The organism is Bradyrhizobium sp. I1.14.4 (assembly GCF_050435825.1).
Taxonomy (GTDB): Bacteria; Pseudomonadota; Alphaproteobacteria; order Rhizobiales; family Xanthobacteraceae; genus Bradyrhizobium.
On sequence record NZ_JBNDLA010000006.1, the window covers coordinates 141,185 to 157,697 of the forward strand.

The 16,513-nt window shown below is 64.9% G+C and carries 14 protein-coding genes; 10 read left to right on the forward strand and 4 right to left on the reverse strand.

Annotated features, from left to right (window positions below; translation table 11 throughout):
• The first annotated feature begins 190 nt into the window (after window positions 1-190).
• Window positions 191-1,099, forward strand: coding sequence for a septal ring lytic transglycosylase RlpA family protein (locus ABIB78_RS14950; protein WP_429025640.1), 909 nt, complete (start codon window positions 191-193; stop codon window positions 1,097-1,099).
• Between the two features lie 18 nt (window positions 1,100-1,117).
• Here ABIB78_RS14950 and ABIB78_RS14955 read toward each other — a convergent pair whose 3' ends face one another.
• A complete protein-coding gene (locus tag ABIB78_RS14955; protein ID WP_429025642.1) occupies window positions 1,118-2,053 on the reverse strand; it encodes an alpha/beta fold hydrolase in 936 nt (311 codons plus the stop codon).
• Window positions 2,054-2,215: 162 nt separating this feature from the next.
• Between ABIB78_RS14955 and ABIB78_RS14960 the strand changes: the two genes are divergently transcribed.
• From ABIB78_RS14960 to ABIB78_RS14995, 8 genes are all read left to right on the forward strand, one after another.
• Window positions 2,216-3,475 carry a D-alanyl-D-alanine carboxypeptidase family protein gene (locus ABIB78_RS14960; protein ID WP_429025644.1) on the forward strand — a complete coding sequence of 420 codons (1,260 nt, stop codon included), beginning with the start codon at window positions 2,216-2,218 and terminating at the stop codon, window positions 3,473-3,475.
• A gap of 1 nt (window position 3,476) precedes the next feature.
• Window positions 3,477-4,163 carry a dTMP kinase gene (tmk, locus tag ABIB78_RS14965; protein ID WP_429025645.1) on the forward strand — a complete coding sequence of 229 codons (687 nt, stop codon included), beginning with the start codon at window positions 3,477-3,479 and terminating at the stop codon, window positions 4,161-4,163.
• On the forward strand, window positions 4,160-5,200 hold the full coding sequence (locus ABIB78_RS14970) for a DNA polymerase III subunit delta' (RefSeq protein WP_429025648.1): 1,041 nt from the start codon (window positions 4,160-4,162) through the stop codon (window positions 5,198-5,200). The genes tmk and ABIB78_RS14970 overlap by 4 nt, the downstream gene beginning before the upstream one ends.
• A 73-nt stretch (window positions 5,201-5,273) precedes the next feature.
• Window positions 5,274-7,241 carry a methionine--tRNA ligase gene (metG, locus tag ABIB78_RS14975; RefSeq protein ID WP_429025650.1) on the forward strand — a complete coding sequence of 656 codons (1,968 nt, stop codon included), beginning with the start codon at window positions 5,274-5,276 and terminating at the stop codon, window positions 7,239-7,241.
• A 14-nt stretch (window positions 7,242-7,255) separates the two neighbouring features.
• Window positions 7,256-8,047, forward strand: coding sequence for a TatD family hydrolase (locus tag ABIB78_RS14980; protein WP_429026153.1), 792 nt, complete (start codon window positions 7,256-7,258; stop codon window positions 8,045-8,047).
• Entirely contained in the window at window positions 8,044-8,850 is an 807-nt protein-coding gene (locus tag ABIB78_RS14985) for an MBL fold metallo-hydrolase (RefSeq protein ID WP_429025652.1), read from the forward strand. Before ABIB78_RS14980 ends, ABIB78_RS14985 begins: the two co-directional genes overlap by 4 nt.
• A gap of 149 nt (window positions 8,851-8,999) precedes the next feature.
• The gene (locus ABIB78_RS14990; RefSeq protein WP_429025655.1) at window positions 9,000-9,758 is read left to right on the forward strand and encodes a nitroreductase family protein; all 759 of its coding nucleotides are present in this window, start codon (window positions 9,000-9,002) and stop codon (window positions 9,756-9,758) included.
• Window positions 9,739-10,209, forward strand: coding sequence for a MarR family winged helix-turn-helix transcriptional regulator (locus tag ABIB78_RS14995; protein WP_429025657.1), 471 nt, complete (start codon window positions 9,739-9,741; stop codon window positions 10,207-10,209). Before ABIB78_RS14990 ends, ABIB78_RS14995 begins: the two co-directional genes overlap by 20 nt.
• 10 nt (window positions 10,210-10,219) lie before the next feature.
• Here the strand turns inward: ABIB78_RS14995 and ABIB78_RS15000 are convergent, their stop codons facing one another.
• From ABIB78_RS15000 to ABIB78_RS15010, 3 genes are read right to left on the reverse strand one after another with little or no spacing between them, the layout of a single operon-like run.
• Window positions 10,220-11,869 carry an acyl-CoA synthetase gene (locus ABIB78_RS15000; RefSeq protein WP_429025659.1) on the reverse strand — a complete coding sequence of 550 codons (1,650 nt, stop codon included), beginning with the start codon at window positions 11,867-11,869 and terminating at the stop codon, window positions 10,220-10,222.
• A 24-nt stretch (window positions 11,870-11,893) separates the two neighbouring features.
• A complete protein-coding gene (locus tag ABIB78_RS15005) occupies window positions 11,894-13,780 on the reverse strand; it encodes a TRAP transporter large permease subunit (RefSeq protein WP_429025661.1) in 1,887 nt (628 codons plus the stop codon).
• Between the two features lie 22 nt (window positions 13,781-13,802).
• Window positions 13,803-14,822, reverse strand: a complete 1,020-nt coding sequence (locus ABIB78_RS15010; RefSeq protein WP_429025663.1) for a TRAP transporter substrate-binding protein — start codon at window positions 14,820-14,822, stop codon at window positions 13,803-13,805.
• 425 nt (window positions 14,823-15,247) lie between these two features.
• Between ABIB78_RS15010 and ABIB78_RS15015 the strand changes: the two genes are divergently transcribed.
• Window positions 15,248-16,495, forward strand: coding sequence for a DUF763 domain-containing protein (locus ABIB78_RS15015; RefSeq protein WP_429025665.1), 1,248 nt, complete (start codon window positions 15,248-15,250; stop codon window positions 16,493-16,495).
• The last annotated feature ends 18 nt before the right edge of the window (window positions 16,496-16,513 follow it).

The window sequence follows — 16,513 nt, forward strand, 5'->3', positions numbered from 1 at the left end:
AACAGACCATTCACCAAGACGCCACCGCCCGACGGCTCTCCCCATTTCCGCCGTGTTCCGGTTGCGATATCTTCAAGCTGTGGTGCGGAGGTGGGCCGCACAGTGACGAAAGCGACCCCGACGTCTCGGAGTAGGCGCGGGTCCGGCAGAATGGTACTTGGGGCAGATGGGGATTAGACGGCCAGATTCGATGATCCGGACGGCGCGCGGCGCCGTTGCGGTGGCGACATGCCTCGTCCTCGCCAATTGCGCCTCCTCCAACAAGTTCGCCAGCCGGGTCGACCCCAAATACGGCGTGTCGTCGAGCCCGCGCGTCGTGGCGCTCGGCGACCCCGTGCCGAAGGGCGGTGGGACCTACCGCATCGGCAAGCCCTATGTCGTCGCCGGCCGCACCTATGTGCCGGAGGAGAACGAAGACTACCGCGCCGAGGGCATGGCGTCCTGGTACGGCGACGATTTCCATGGCCGCCTGACCGCCAATGGCGAGGTGTTCGACATGGGCTCGCTCACGGCCGCCCATCCGACCCTACCGATGCCGAGTTACGCGCGCGTCACCAATCTTAGCAACGGCCGATCACTCGTCGTGCGGGTCAACGACCGCGGCCCGTACCACGGCAACCGCCTCATAGACGTCTCGAACAAAGCTGCCGAACTGCTTGATTTCAAAGGAAATGGTGTCGCCCGCGTCCGTGTCGAATATGTCGGCCGGGCGCCGCTCGAAGGCTCGGACGACCGGCAACTGATGGCGACCTTGCGCACCGGCACGCCGGCGCCGTCACCGTCCATGGTGCGGGTCGCTTCCGCACGGCCGTTCGTGCCCGAGATGTCGTCCTCGGCGGGCCGGATCCGTGGCGACGTTCCGCTGCCCGAGGGACGGCCTTATAGCCTCGGCAACACCCAGGCCGACTATGCCTCGGTCAGCGCCACCTCCGAAATGTCGGCCTCGAGCCGGCCGCACCGCCGCGCCCTGAACAACCCGCGCGAAGTCTCCTACGAGAGTGACGCGCGCTACGCCGCAACCCCGAGCCCGGCGGCGGCCTATGTGCCGATCGACGCGCGGGGACCCGCCGAAGTCCTGAGCGGGCGCGGGCTCTACTGAATCAGGCACTTCTTCCGATTATTTCAGAAACGCGATCAGCGCCGCGTTGACTTCATCGGGCCGCTCCTGCTGGATCCAGTGGCCCGCCCCCTCGATAGTCAGCTTCTGCTGCAGGTTCGGCAGCACGCGCTCCATGTCCGCAACCCGCTTGGCACCGATCAATCCGGCAATCACTGAATCATTCGAGCCGGCAATGAACAGCGAAGGCTGATGGATCTGCGCGTCCTGCCAAGGCGCGGTCAGCTCCCAATTGCGGTCGAGATTGCGGTACCAGTTCAAGCCACCGCGGAAGCCAGACTGCCGGTAGCCCTCGGCGAATTCGGCGATGTCGGCCTCGGTCAGCCATGCCGGCAACGGCATTCCGGCCGGCAGCTTGTCGAGGAAGCCCTTGGCCTCGTCGACGAACATCGAACTCGGATCGGAGACGCCGCGCCCCAGCACGAGCCGCATGGTATGGGCGATTTCCCGCTCGAACTCCGCCTCCGCCACGCCGGGTGGCTGGAAGTACTGCCAGTAGAAATTGGTGATGCCGTTGTCGCGCAGAGTCTCGAGCGGACGCCCGCGGCCGCGGAAGGGCGGCGGCACGCTGAGGCCGGCAACCTTCGTGAAGATATCGGGGCGGAACAGGGCCGCGTGCCAGGCGACCGGCGCGCCCCAGTCATGGCCGACGATCGCAGCCTGCTGCTCGCCGAGCGCGGCAACCAGTGCGACCATGTCGCCGACGGTATCGAAGATCGTGTACGCGCCCACGTCGGCCGGTGCGCCGGTCCGGCCGAAGCCGCGCATATCGGGGGCGACGACCCGAAAGCCCGCTGTGGCCAGCGCGGCGATCTGGTGCCGCCATGAGTAAGACAGTTCCGGCCAGCCGTGACAGAGAACGACAAGCGGGCCTTGGCCGGCCTCGCGCACTAACATGTCGATGCCGCTGGCGGAGACGGTACGGGTGGATGACATTCGCGTTTCCGCCTTGTTTGCCGGTTCTGCTGTCGTTAGCTGGTTCCAAGGATACGAACGTTCAACGCAGCCGGCAATCCAGCCGGCCGTATACAAGCGCTGAAACCTCAGTTGTTTGCGATACTTCCAGCTGTTAGAACGCAGCCTTTCAGGACATCGCCGATGGCAGCCCAGACCGCAGTTTCCCGCACGTTCGCCGCTCGCGCCGGGCGCTGCTGGCGAAGCCTGGTCGCGGCCGCGGTCGCACTTGCCATCGGCTGCGGCGGGGTGGTCTATGCCGCCAACAACAGCGTCCAGGGTGCCAAGAAGGAAGAGGGCGGGTTCGACGGCGATGCGCCGACCGCGATCCTGATCGAGGCCACCAGCGGCAGCGTGCTGTTCGAGAAGAACGCCGACGAGCTCCGCGCACCCTCCAGCATGATGAAGCTGATGACCGCCGAAGTGGTGTTCGATGCCATCAAGAAGGGCGACATCAAGCTGTCAGACGAGTACCGGATCAGCGAGAACGCCTGGCGGCGGGGCGGTGCGCCGTCCGGGACCTCCACGATGTTTGCCGCGATCAACAGCAAGGTCTCGGTCGACGATCTCCTGCATGGCGCGATCATCCCGAGCGGCAACGATGCCTGCATCGCGCTCGCCGAAGGCATTGCCGGCAACGAGCATATCTTCGCGGCCGACTTCATGACCAAGCGCGCCCGCGAGCTCGGCATGACGAAGTCGACTTTCGGCAATTCCAACGGGCTGCCAGACCCGGCCAACAAGATGACGGTGCGGGAACTCGCAATGCTGGCGCGCCACATCATCCTGACCTACCCGGACAGGTACAAGCTGTTCGGCGAGAAGGAATTCACCTGGAACAAGATCCGTCAGCAGAACCGCAATCCGCTGCTGAATGCTTTGCCTGGCGCTGACGGCCTAAAGACCGGCTACACCAAGGAAGGCGGATACGGCATGGTCGGCTCGGCTGTGCAGAACGACACAAGGCTGATCGTCGTGGTCAATGGCCTCGAGGATTCCGAAGACCGCGCGACCGAAGCCAAGAAAATGCTGGAATGGGGGTTCCGCAGCTTCGAGACCCGGATATTGATCGCAGCCAACCAGCCGGTCGGCTACGCCCGGGTGTTTGGCGGTGAAAGCCGCTCGGTCAAGCTCGTCAGCCCCGATCCGATCAAGGTGATGGTGTCGAAGAACGGCAACGACAAGCTGCTCGCGCGCGTCATCTATAGCGGCCCGGTCAGGGCGCCGATCACGGCCGGTCAGAAGATTGGCGTGGTGAGAGTTTGGCGCGGCGCCAATGTCGCGATGGAAGCTCCGGTGTTCGCGGCGGATGCCGTCAGCACGGGTTCGACGATGCGCCGTGCGCTGGACGGCGCCCAGGAACTCGTCATCGGCATGTTCCGCGCAGGGGTCGAGAAGCTCTGACATGGCGGAAGCAGCAGTCCAACGGCCGAGCCTGCGCGGTCGCTTCATCACCTTTGAGGGCGGCGAGGGGGCGGGGAAATCGACCCAGATCCGCAAGCTCGCCGAACGGCTCGATACCGCCAAGCTGCGCGCGATCGTGACCCGCGAGCCCGGCGGCTCGCCGGGCGCCGAGATCATCCGTCACGTCGTATTGTCGGGGATGGGCAAGCTGCTCGGTCCGGAGGCCGAAACCCTGCTGTTTGCCGCCGCGCGCGACGATCATGTCCGCACCGTGATCCTGCCGGCGCTCAATCAGGGCATCTGGGTGCTGTGCGATCGCTTCTTCGATTCCACGCGCGCCTATCAGGGCCAGCTCGGGCAGGTGCCGACCGGCCTCGTCAACGCCATGCAGCGTGTGACCATTGGCGATCTGAAGCCCGATCTGACCTTCATCCTCGATGTGCCGGTCGAGGTTGGACTGCAACGCGCCGCCGTGCGCCGCGGCAGCGCGACGGCCGATCGGTTCGAGGCCGAGGGCATCAAGTTCCATCAGGATCTGCGTGATGCATACCGCCGGATCGCGGCCGAAGACCCTGAACGCTGCGTCCTGATCGACGCCACAGCGGATCCGGATGCGGTTGCGGCCACGATATGGGCCGCGCTGCGCGAACATCTGCGCGCGACGCTCACGGCGGCCGGTACCGCATGAGCGCGCGCAAGGTCGAACGGGAGAGCGCCGCGCGCCACCCGCGCGAAACGCCCGATCTGTTCGGGCATCGCGAGGCGGAGACCGCCTTGCTCGATGCCTATCGCAGCGGCCGAATTCCGCACGCCTGGCTGGTCGGCGGCGCGCAGGGCATCGGCAAGGCGACGCTGGCCTATCGCATGGCGCGGTTCGTGCTGGCGTACCGCAATCCGAAGTCGTCCCAGGTGCAGCAGGCGCCGACGCTGCGGGTCGATCCTTCCGATCCGGTGGCGCGGCAAATCGCGGCGGGCGCCCACGGTGGTCTCCTGGTGCTGGAGCGCGGCCTCAACGACCGCGGGGTGATGCGCACCGTGATCACGGTCGACGAGACGCGGGAGACGATCTCGTTCTTCGGCTCAACGGCCGCGGTCGACGGCTGGCGCGTCTGCATCGTCGACACCGTCGACGAGCTCAATCCCAATGCCGCGAATGCGCTGCTGAAAATCCTCGAGGAGCCGCCGCAGCAATCGCTGTTCCTCTTGGTGAGCCACGCGCCGTCGCGGGTGCTGCCAACCATTCTGTCCCGCTGCCGCAAATTGCTGCTGCGGCCGTTGGAAACGAGCGACGTTATGCGCGCAGCCGCGGCGGCAACCGATATCGAGGCTGACGACCCGGCGCTGACGGAAGCCGCGTCAGCATCCGAAGGCAGCGTCGGGCGGGCGCTATCGCTGTTCGGCGGCGACGCGCTGAAACTGCAGCAACGCACGGCCGCGCTGCTCGCGACGCTTCCAAGCGTCGATCCGCGCGAGTTGCATGCGCTGGGCGATGCGCTCGGCACCAGCGACCGCGTCGCGCTCGCCGCTTTCATCGACGGCATCGATCGCTGGATGAGCGAGCGCATGCGCACCGGCGACGCCAATGCCAATCTGCCGCGCCTTGCACGGCTGGCGGAGGTATGGGAAAAGATCGTCCGCGCCGCGCGCGATACCGAGGCCTACAATCTGGAGCGCAAGCCGCTGGTTTTCTCGGTGTTTTCGATGCTCGCGGACGCGACCCGATAGACGCTTCGTGTGAAAGCACATCTGTCTGACAACACTCCCGACAATCTCGTTTCGATCTGCAAAGGATTCCGTGGTGGCGACCGCTAAGAAGAAATCGTCAAAGAAAGCCAAGAAGACGAAGAAGGCATCGCCCGCTCGCGCGACCAGTAAAGCCACGGCGAAGTCGCGCGCGGCCAAGAAGGCTGAGCGCGTCACCAGGACGGCAAAGAAGGCTGCCAAGGCCAAGACGGGAGCCAAGGGCGCCAAGAAATCGGCTGCCAAGAAGGCCGCCAAAAAGTCCGTCAAGAAGGTTGTGAAGAAGGCCGCCAAGAAGGTTGCCGCGAAAGCCACCAAGGCTCCGCCGAAGAAGGTAGTTGCTGCGGCCGTCGCACCGGTTGCAAAGAGGCCCGCTCCTCCCAAGCCTCCGGCTGCCGAGAAGGTCTCGAAGGCGGCAACGGTTCGCGCGCCGAAGCAATCCAAGGCCGCGACAGCGCCTGCATCCATTTCCGCGCCCGCCACAGACCGCCGCAACGTCTACTACATCACGACCGCCATCGCTTATCCGAATGGCCAGCCGCATATCGGCCACGCCTATGAGGCGATCGCGACCGATGCACTGGCGCGCTTCCAGCGGCTCGACGGCAAGGACGTGTTCTTCCTGACCGGCACCGACGAGCATGGGCAGAAGATGATCCAGACCGCGCAGGGCGAGGGGCTGACGCCGGACGCGCTCGCGACCCGCAACGCCGCGCGCTTCAAGGAGATGGACGAGCGGCTCAACGTCTCGTTCGACCGCTTCATCCGTACCTCGGAGCCTGCGCACCACAAGTCGGTGCAAGCGATCTGGCGCCGCATGCAGGAGAACGGCGACATCTATATCGACGCCTATGCCGGCTGGTACTCGGTGCGCGACGAGGCCTATTACGCTGAAGATGAGACCGTCGTCGGCGAGGACAATGTCCGCCGCGGCCCACAGGGCACGCCGGTCGAATGGGTCGAGGAGAAGAGCTATTTCTTCAAGCTCTCGGCCTATCAGGACAGACTGTTGCATCTCTATGAGAGCCAGCCCGATTTCGTCGGCCCGGATTCGCGCCGCAACGAAGTGATGAGTTTCGTGCGGGGCGGACTGAAGGATCTCTCGATCTCGCGCACCACCTTCGACTGGGGCGTCAAGGTCCCGAACGATCCCGAGCACGTGATGTATGTCTGGGTCGATGCGCTGACCAACTACATCACCGGCGTCGGCTACCCCGACGAGAGCGATGCGCGCTGGCGCTACTGGCCGGCCGACGTGCACATCATCGGCAAGGATATCATCCGCTTCCACGCGGTGTATTGGCCGGCCTTCCTGATGTCGGCCGGCATTCCCTTGCAGAAGCGGGTCTATGCGCACGGTTTCCTGTTCAGCAGGGGCGAGAAGATGTCGAAGTCGGTCGGCAACGTGGTCGATCCCTTCAATCTGGCCAACCAGTATGGGGTCGACCAGGTGCGCTACTTCTTCCTGCGCGAGGTGCCGTTCGGCCAGGATGGCAACTACAACCATGAGGCCATCGTCGCGCGCATCAATGCCGACCTCGCCAATGATTTCGGCAATCTCGCGCAACGCTCCCTGTCGATGATCGCCAAACAACTCGGCGGCCTGCTGCCGGAACCCGGCGAATTCAGCGAGAACGACAGAGCGATCCTGGCGCAGGCCGACGCCATGCTGGAGACCTCGCGGACCGCGATGGCGACGCAGCAGATCCATCAATGGCTCAACACCGTCTGGGCCGTGGTCGCTGAGGCCAACCGCTACTTTGCGGGCGAGGCGCCGTGGGCCTTGGCGAAGACCGATCCGATCAGACAGAAGACGGTGCTCTATGTCACCGCCGAAGTCGTGCGTCAGATCGCGATCATGGCGCAGGCCGTGATGCCGGAATCCTGTGGCAAGATGCTCGACAGCCTCGGCATCCCAGCGGATGCGCGCAGCTTTGCCACCATCGCCGAGCGGATCAGACCGGGTACGGTTCTGCCGGCGCCCGTCGGCGTGTTTCCGCGCTACGTGGAACCGAAGTCCGAGTGAGCGGTTCGAAATTCATGCTGGTCGACAGTCACTGCCATCTGGACTTCGCTGACTTCGCCGACGATCTCGACGGGATCGTCGGACGCGCCGAAGCGGCCGGCATCGGCCGCATGGTCACGATTTCGACCCGGGTGAGGCGGCTCGGCGGCCTGCTTGCAATCACGGAGCGCTTTCCCGACGTCTACTGTTCGGTCGGCACCCATCCGCATCATGCCGATGAAGAGGACGGCATCCCGGCCAGCGAACTGATCGAGCTGACGAAGCATCCGAAGGTCGTGGCGCTTGGCGAGGCGGGGCTCGACTATTTCTATGAGCATGGTTCGCGCGAGGCCCAGGAGCGCGGCTTTCGCGCCCATGTCGCCGCGGCGCGCGAAACCGGCCTGCCGCTGGTCATCCACACCAGGGAAGCCGACGAGGATTGCGGCCGCATCCTGGAGGAAGAAGTCGCGAAGGGCCCGTTCAAGGCCGTGCTGCATTGCTACACCGGCGGCCGCGAGCTCGCGATGAAGGCGATCTCGCTCGGGCTGTCGATCTCGTTCACAGGCATCCTGACCTTCAAGAAATCTGACACCCTGCGCGCGCTGGCGGCCGAGCTGCCGGCCGACCGCATCATGGTCGAGACCGACGCGCCGTATCTTGCGCCCGGAAAATTCCGCGGCAAGCGCAACGAGCCGTCCTATGTCGTTGAGGTCGCCAGGGTGCTTGCCGAAACCCGCGGTGTCTCCCTGGAGGAGATCTCGCGGCAGACCACTGAAAACTTCTTCCGGCTGTTCTCCAAGGTGCCGGCGCCGAGGAATACTGCATGACGCTGACACTGACCGTCCTGGGCTGCGGCTCATCCGCCGGCGTGCCGCGCCCGGCGCTCGGCTGGGGCGCCTGCGATCCCAACAATCCCAAAAACCGCCGCCGCCGCTGCTCGATCATGGCGGAACGCGCGATGGAGCACGGCACGACGCGGGTCGTGATCGATACCTCGCCCGACCTTCGCGAGCAGCTGATCGACGCCGATGTCGAACATATCGATGCGGTGTTCCTGACGCACGAGCATGCCGACCAGACCCACGGCATCGACGATTTGCGCTCGGTCGTGCTGCACCAGCGCCGCCGCATCCCGGTCTACTTCAACCAGTCGACCGCCAAGGATATCATGGCGCGGTTCTCCTATTGCTTCATCTCGCCGGAAGGCAGTGACTATCCGCCGATCCTCACACGGCATTCGATCGAGGCCGGCGACAGCCACACGGTCCAAGGGAAGGGCGGCCCGCTGAAGCTCGAGGCCTTCCTGGTGCAACATGGCCAGATTCCGGCGCTCGGCTACCGCATCGGCGATGCCGCTTACACGCCGGATCTGCACGACATACCCGAGGAGAGCTGGCCGGCGCTTGAAGGTCTCGATCTCTGGATCGTCGACGGCCTGCGCTACGCGCCGCATCCCAGTCATTTCAGCGTCGCCGATGCGCTGTCGTGGATCGAGCGCTTCAAGCCGAAGCGCGCCGTCATCACCAACATGCATTCCGACCTCGACTACGAGGTGCTGCGGCAGAGCTTGCCGGCCGGCGTGATCCCGGCCTATGACGGCATGCGGCTAACGCTCGATCGGGCAGGCTGAAAACTCAATAGTCGTGAGCTAGTCGGACCTGTCGCGCCTACCGCGCGCGGGTTCCGCTCGTCAGGATGATCGACCGACACTGCAATCGGCCATTGACCTTTTGCGCATTGTCGATATCGTTATGATCATAACGATATCGGGAGGCCTCAATGGCGGAAGCTGTGGCAGTGCGGGATTACACCGACCGCACGCGATATGACGCGCTGATGGACGTCGTGAAGAACCGGCTGACGACCCGGGCATTCGACTCCAGCTACGTGATGCCGTCGGAGCATTACGACATGATCCTGGAGGCGGCGCGCCATGCGCCGTCGGGCGCGAATGCCCAGCCTTGGCACTTCATTGCCGTCACCGATCAGGATCTGAAGAACAGGATCACGGAATATTTCCGCGAGGAGCAGGTCGCACGCGCCCGGCTCAAGATGAAATTTCCAACGCCCGATTATCGCGGCCTCGCATCCGCCCCCGGCTTCATCGTCGTCGCCAGCGACTTCCGCTGGGTCAAGGCGTTTCCCGTGCTCAACGACGGCTCCGAACTCGACAAGATGTACAAGGAGAATGCCGAGCGCATTCTGCTGCAGAGCGTGGCGGCCGCGACGATGTCGGCGCATCTCGCCGCAGCTGCCCTCGGCTATAACGTCTGGTGGGTGACCGCGATCGGGCAGGAGAAGGCGCAGCAGGCGATGAAGCCGCTGCTCGGTATCCCCGATGAATTATCCGTGCTCGACATCATGTGCTTCGGCCCGCCGGCCAAGCCGCCGTACAAGCGCTGGAAGAAGAGCCTGGCCGATATCAGCAACTGGAACAGGTTCGATGCCTCGCATTTCATGACCGAAGCCCAGATCGACGAATGGGTTTCGACCACGCGCCACAGGGTGATGTACCGGGATGCAGAGAACGTCGACTAAGAAGGCGGCGGCGCCAGCCAGGCGCCTTGCCACGGGCTACAGGCTGGAAGATCAGATCGGCTTCCTGCTGCGCCGGGCCTATCAGCGCGCCTCGTCCAATCTCGTCGACCGGATCGGATCCTACGACCTGACGGCCCCGCAATACGCCACGCTGGCCCGGCTCTACGAGCGCGGGGCACTGTCGCAGAACCTGCTCGGCCGCCTCGTCGCGATGGAGCCAGCCAACATCCGCGACGTCGTGCTGCGGCTGAAGAAGCGGCGCCTGGTGGCGACCCGGCGGGACCCGACCGACAAGCGGCTGATCCTGATCGATCTGACCGCGGCCGGCACAGGGCTGCTCGAGCAGTTGATCCCAATCGAGATCGAATGCACCGCGACGACGCTGGCGCCGCTCAAGGCCGACCAGAAACGGCTGCTGTACGAACTGCTCGGCCGCCTTGCGGAGGGCTGAGCGCCGTCGCTCAGGCCGAAATCGCCTTTGCCGACCCAACCTCGTTGCGCAGCAGGAATTTCTGGATCTTGCCGGTCGACGTCTTCGGGATCACGCCGAACACCACTGATTTCGGCGTCTTGAAGCCCGACATGTGCTCGCGGCAATAGGCGACGATCTCGGCCTCGGTCGCCTTGGCGCCGTCCTTCAGCTCGATGAAGGCGCAGGGCACTTCGCCCCATTTCGGGTCGGGCTTTGCCACCACCGCCGCGAACAGCACCGCCGGGTGCTTGTAGAGGATGTCCTCGACCTCGACGGAGGAGACGTTCTCGCCGCCGGAGATGATGATGTCCTTGGAGCGGTCCTTGATGATGACGTAGCCGTGCGCGTCGAGCACGCCGAGATCGCCGGTGTGAAACCAGCCGCCGGCGAACGCTTCCTGCGTCGCCTTCTCGTTCTTCAGGTAGCCCTTCATCACGATGTTGCCGCGGAACATGACTTCGCCGATGGTCTCGCCGTCGCGCGGCACCTCGCGCATGGTCTCGGGGTCGAGCACCGTGACGCCTTCCTGCAACGGATAGGACACGCCCTGACGCCGCTTCAGCTGCGCGCGCTGGTCGGCCGACAGTTCGTCCCAGCCCGGCTGCTCGGCGCAGACCGAGGCGGGGCCATAGACCTCGGTCAGCCCGTAGACATGGGTCAGCTTGATGCCGATGCGCTCGGCGCCTTCGAGCACCGCAACCGGCGGCGCCGCGCCCGCGATCAGACCGACGACCGGCTTCGCCTTGCCGCTCTTCGGCGCATCGGGCGCGTTGATCAGCGTGTTGTAGACGATCGGCGCGCCGCACATGTGGGTGACGCCGTGCTTGGGGATCAGCTCGAAGATCTTCGCCGGATCGACCTTGCGCAGGCAGACATTGACGCCGGCGGTCGCTGCGATCGTCCAGGGAAAGCACCAGCCGTTGCAGTGGAACATCGGCAGCGTCCAGAGATAGACCGGATGCTGGCCGAGATTGCCGGCGAGGATATTGCTGACGGCGTTGAGATAGGCGCCGCGGTGATGGGTGACGACGCCCTTGGGATTGCCTGTTGTGCCGGACGTGTAGCTCAGCGCGATCGCATCCCATTCGTCGGCCGGCGGCCGCTCCACGAAAGCAGGATCACCTGAGGCGACCGCCGCCTCGTACTCGATCTCGCCGATCCGCTTGCCGCCGCTGAAGGCGGCGTCATCGACGTCGATCACGAGCGGCTTTGGGCCCTTCATCAGGATCAAGGCTTCCGCGATCACACCGGAAAATTCGGGATCGACCAGGATGATCCTGGCGCCGCCATGGTCGAGTTGGAACGCAATCGACGCCGCATCGAGGCGGATGTTCAGCGCGTTCAGCACTGCGCCGGTCATCGGCACCGCAAAGTGCAGCTCGTTCATCGCCGGGATGTTCGGCAGCATCGCCGCGACCGTGTCGCCATGGCCGATGCCATGGCCGGCGAGATAGGACGCAAAGCGCTTGCAGCGCTCGTAGGTCTGCTTCCAGGTGAAGCTGCGGCCCTCATAGACCGCGCTGAGATGGTCGGGATAGACGGCGGCCGAGCGCGCCAGGAAGCTCAGCGGCGTCAGGGGCACGTAATTGGCGGGCGTCTTGTCGAGCCCGATCGAGTACTGGTTTTGAGCTGCACTCATGGCTCTATCCCATCCGCAAGGTGCTTAGAGGAAACCGATCGATATCCAGGGGAAGATGGCGACGATGATCAGGCCGATCAACAGCGCCAGCATGTAACCCCAGATCGGCCGGATACCCTCGGCCGGATCGACGCGCCCGATGGCGCAGGCGGCATAATAGCCGACGCCGAACGGCGGCGCGAACAATCCGATCCCCATCGCCAGGATGATGATCATGGCGTAGTGCACCTCGTGGACGCCGACCTGGTGCGCAATCGGAAACAGCAGCGGCCCGAACAGCACGATGGCCGGAATGCCCTCCAGCACGCTGCCGAGGATCACGAAGGCCAGGATCGAGACCGCAATAAAGGTCGCCGAACCGCCGGGCAGCCCGGTCATCGACGCCGCCAGCGCCCGCGAGAAGCCGGACTGGGTCAGGCCCCAGGCCATGCCGGTGGCGGTGCCGATGATGAACAGGATCGCGCCCGACAGGCAGGCCGTGTCGATCAGCATCGGCAACAGCCGCCGCCAGTTGAACTTGCGGTAGATCAAGAGGCCAATGACGAAGGCATAGACGATGCCGATCGTCGAGACCTCGGTGGCGGTCGCGATGCCTTCGACCACGGCGTAGCGGATCACGAAGGGCAGGGCCAATGCGGGCAGGGCGAACACGAACGCCTTGCCGATCTCGTTGCCCGTGGCGCGCTGCACGTGGCTCAAGTTCTCGCCGCGGTAGCGCCACCACACCAGCCCCGACAGCGTGATTGCCAGCACCACACCCGGCAGCAGACCGCCGGTGAACAGCGCCGAGATCGAGACGCCGGTGACCGAGCCGATCGTGATCAGCACAAGGCTCGGTGGAATGGTTTCGGTCTGTGCGCCGGTGGCGGCGAGCAGGGCGACCAGATCGCCCGGCTTGGCGCCGCGCTCCTTCATTTCCGGGAACAGCACGGGTGCGACGGCGGCCATGTCGGCGGCCTTCGATCCGGAGATGCCGGACACCAGGTACATGGCGCCGACCAGCACGTAATGCAGGCCGCCGCGGACGTGCCCGAGCAGGCTCGCCAGGAACGCGACCATCGCGCGCGCCATGCCGGTCATCTCGATCAGGAGGCCGAGGAAAACGAACAGCGGCACCGACAGCAGGATCAGATGGCTCATGCCCTCGTCCATCCGGCCGACCAGCACCATCAGCGGCGTCCGCGTCGTCAGCGCCAGATAGCCGAAGATCGCCATGCCGAAGGCAAAGCCGATCGGCACGCCGGCGAACACGCAGAAGCCGACCACACCGACGAAGAAGATGATCAGATTGAGATTGCCGAGCGGCCGCAGCATCGGCTGCGCCAGCCAGAACACCCCGATCAAGGCAGCCACTGTGAGCGCGGCCAGCAGGAACGTCTTGAAGTCGCCGACCCGCGCCAGCCGCAGCAGGGCGAACAGCGCCATCAGGCAGGTGCCGACCGGCAGCGCCGCCGCACGCCAGGTGTTGGAGATCTGCAGTGCCGGCGTCGTGATGAAGCTTTCCTCGTAGGCGTATTCATAGGCCGGCCGCACGATCAGGATCAGGAACGCCAGCGCGGCGCAGGTCGCGACCACGTCGAGATAAGCCCACAGCCTCGGTCCAGCGCTTGCGACCAGCGCCGTCATCCGCATGTGCTCGCCGCGGCGGAACGCCACCGCCGATCCCAGCATGGCAAGCCACAGAAACAGGATCGACGCCAGTTCGTCCGACCAGATCAGCGGCGCATGGAGCACGTAGCGCGACACCACGCCGGCGAACAGGATGACGACCTCGGCGACCACAAGGATCGCCGCCGGGATTTCCACGAGCAATCCAAGCGCAGCGTCGACGGAACCGAGAACAGAGCGGCGGCGAGGGGGCTGTGACGCCGCCTCGCCGGCCACGGCCGGCGTCATCTCGACATGAGCCATGGCAAGCCTCCCGCTTGATCGATCAGGACAGTTTGCCGACGGACTTCTCGAGCAGCTCCCAGGCCTTCTCGCCGTACTTGCCCTTCCACTCGGCGTAGAATCCGGCGGCGCGGAGCTTGTCGCGGAACGGCCCGACCTCGGGCTGGTTGAAGACGAGGCCCTTGCCCGTGAGCTCCTGCTTCACGGTGGCGTTCAGCTTCTCGGTGTCCTCACGCTCCTTCACCGCCGCCGCATTGACGTTCTTGGCGACGATGGTCTTGATATCGTCCGGCAGCGCCGCCCAGGCGCGACGGTTCATCAGGAACCAGAAGCCGTCCCACATGTGGTTGGTGAGCGAACAGTATTTCTGCACCTCGTACAGTTTCGCAGCCGAGATCAGCGCCAGCGGGTTCTCCTGGCCCTCGACAATCTTGGTCTGCAGCGCCGAATAGACCTCGCTGAAATTGATCGAGGCGGGCGAGGCATCGAACGCCTTGAACATCGAGGTCCACAGCGGCGACACCGGAACGCGGATCTTGAAGCCCTTGAGATCGTCAGGACCGGTGATCGGCTTGGTCGACGACGTGGTCTGGCGGAAGCCGTTGTCCCAGATCTTCTCCATGACCTCGAGGCCGGCCTTGTTGATCTCGCCGCGCACATAGGCGCCGAGCTCGCCGTCCATGGCCTTCCAGACCGTGGGATAATCCGGGAATGCGAAACCGATGCCGTTGATCGAGGCTGCCGGCACCAGGGTCGCCAGGATCAGGCCGGACAGCGTGAAGAACTCGACGCCGCCGGAGCGCACCTGGCTCAGCATGTCCGTATCGGAACCGAGCTGGCTGTTCGGGAACACCTGCAGGTCAAATCGGCCGTTGGTCTCGGTCTTGATCGCCGCGGCCATCTCGCGAGCGCGCGCCACGAACGGATGCGACTCCGGCAGGTTGTTGGCGAACTTGTAAGAGAACTCGGCCGACTGGGCGCGCGCGACATACGGCGCGCCAATTCCGCCGAGGACGGCGGAAGCGGCGGAGACCTTCAGCAGCGTGCGTCGTGAAAAGCTCATTGGTTGCTCCCTCAAGAGGCTTGTTGTTGTTCTGAGATGCCATCCTATAAGGACCTGATGCGGCGGGGTCACCAGCGATCTCTGCACAGCTGGGGCTTATTGCAGCGTCCGTACGCCGCGGCAATATCGGCTTTCTGGCGAGATGCGTGCGGCTGGATTGCCGTGCCGTCCGGACCAGCCGGACGCATGATCGAATGAGCTCGGGACCGACGCCAAGCTGCGGGTCGGTGCGAAGATTTCCAACTAAATATCTGATCTAATTGTAGATATAAATATTCCATAATATACCTTATGCGAATTGCGGATATCGGCGTCCGGATCACTTGACGACGGTGCTCGCGGATTTGCCTGATAGTCTGCCCCCGACTCAGCGACGCCGGATCGAGGCTTGATCGAAGGCTTCTTGATCCAAGGTTTGGAGACCGATGGCACGACGTACTGGCAGCGCCGATCTGCCCCTGCATGGTGGACGCGTGCCGCCGTGGCTGGCGGAGCGCATGGCGACGCTGGGGGCGATCGTCACGCAGGCCGTGGTCCATCATTACGGCCGTGACGCGTTCCTGCAGCGGCTCTCGCATCCGTTCTGGTTCCAGTCGTTCGGCGCCGTGATGGGTATGGACTGGCACTCGTCGGGCATCACCACGAGCGTCGTCGGCGCGCTCAAGCGCGGGCTCGCGCCGCTGCAGGACGAACTCGGCATCTACGTCTGCGGCGGCCGCGGCAGGCACTCGCGGCGCACGCCGGACGAACTGTCGGCGTTGGGCGAACGGACCGGCTTCGACGGCGTTGCCCTCACCCGCGCCAGCCGTCTGGTCGCCAAGGTCGACAGCGCCGCGGTCCAGGACGGTTTCGAGCTCTATCTGCACGGCTTCTTCGTCACCGCGGACGGCAAATGGACCGTGGTCCAGCAAGGCATGAACGATCACAAGCGGCAGGCGCGACGTTATCACTGGCATTCGGAGGGGCTTCGCAGCTTTGTCGACGAGCCGCACAGCGCGATCGACGGTCCATCGCAGGGCGAGATCGTCAATCTCACCGACCACCGCGCGGACGCTTCGCGCCAGGCTCAGCTCGATTTGCTCGCCGCGCTCGGTCCCGATGGCGTCGCGCGTGAATATGCCGAACTGACCGAGAAAGTGGAGGCGCAGGGCGATCTCTTGCACCTGATCATGCCTGATCATCACGATGTGCGCTCGAGCGATGTCTTCATCCGCCGCCTGCACGGCACCCTCGCCGCCGTGGCGGAGCGCGGGCCGCTTGATTTCCCTGAGTTGCTGCTCACGCCTGGCGTCGGCGCCCGCACCGTGGAGTCGCTCGCCATGGTCGCCGAAGTCGTCCACGGTACGCCGTACCGTTTCCATGATCCGGCGCGGTTCTCGCTCGCGCATGGCGGCAAGGACCGTCATCCGTTTCCGGTGCCGATCAAGGTCTACGATGAGACCATCGGCGTGCTGAAATCGGCGGTACGGCAGGCCAAGCTCGGCCGCGACGAGGAGTTGCAGGCGCTGAAGCGGCTGGATGACCAGGCCCGCAGGCTGGAGCTGACCGCAACCGGGCCGTCCTTCGATGCCTACGTCGCCAACGAGCGCGCGCGTTCGCCTGACCTCGACGGCCGCTCGGTGTTCGGTTGGGAGGCTGACCTCGCCGGCCGCGACGGCGTCACCAAACGCTAGGCGGCGCATGTTCGATCT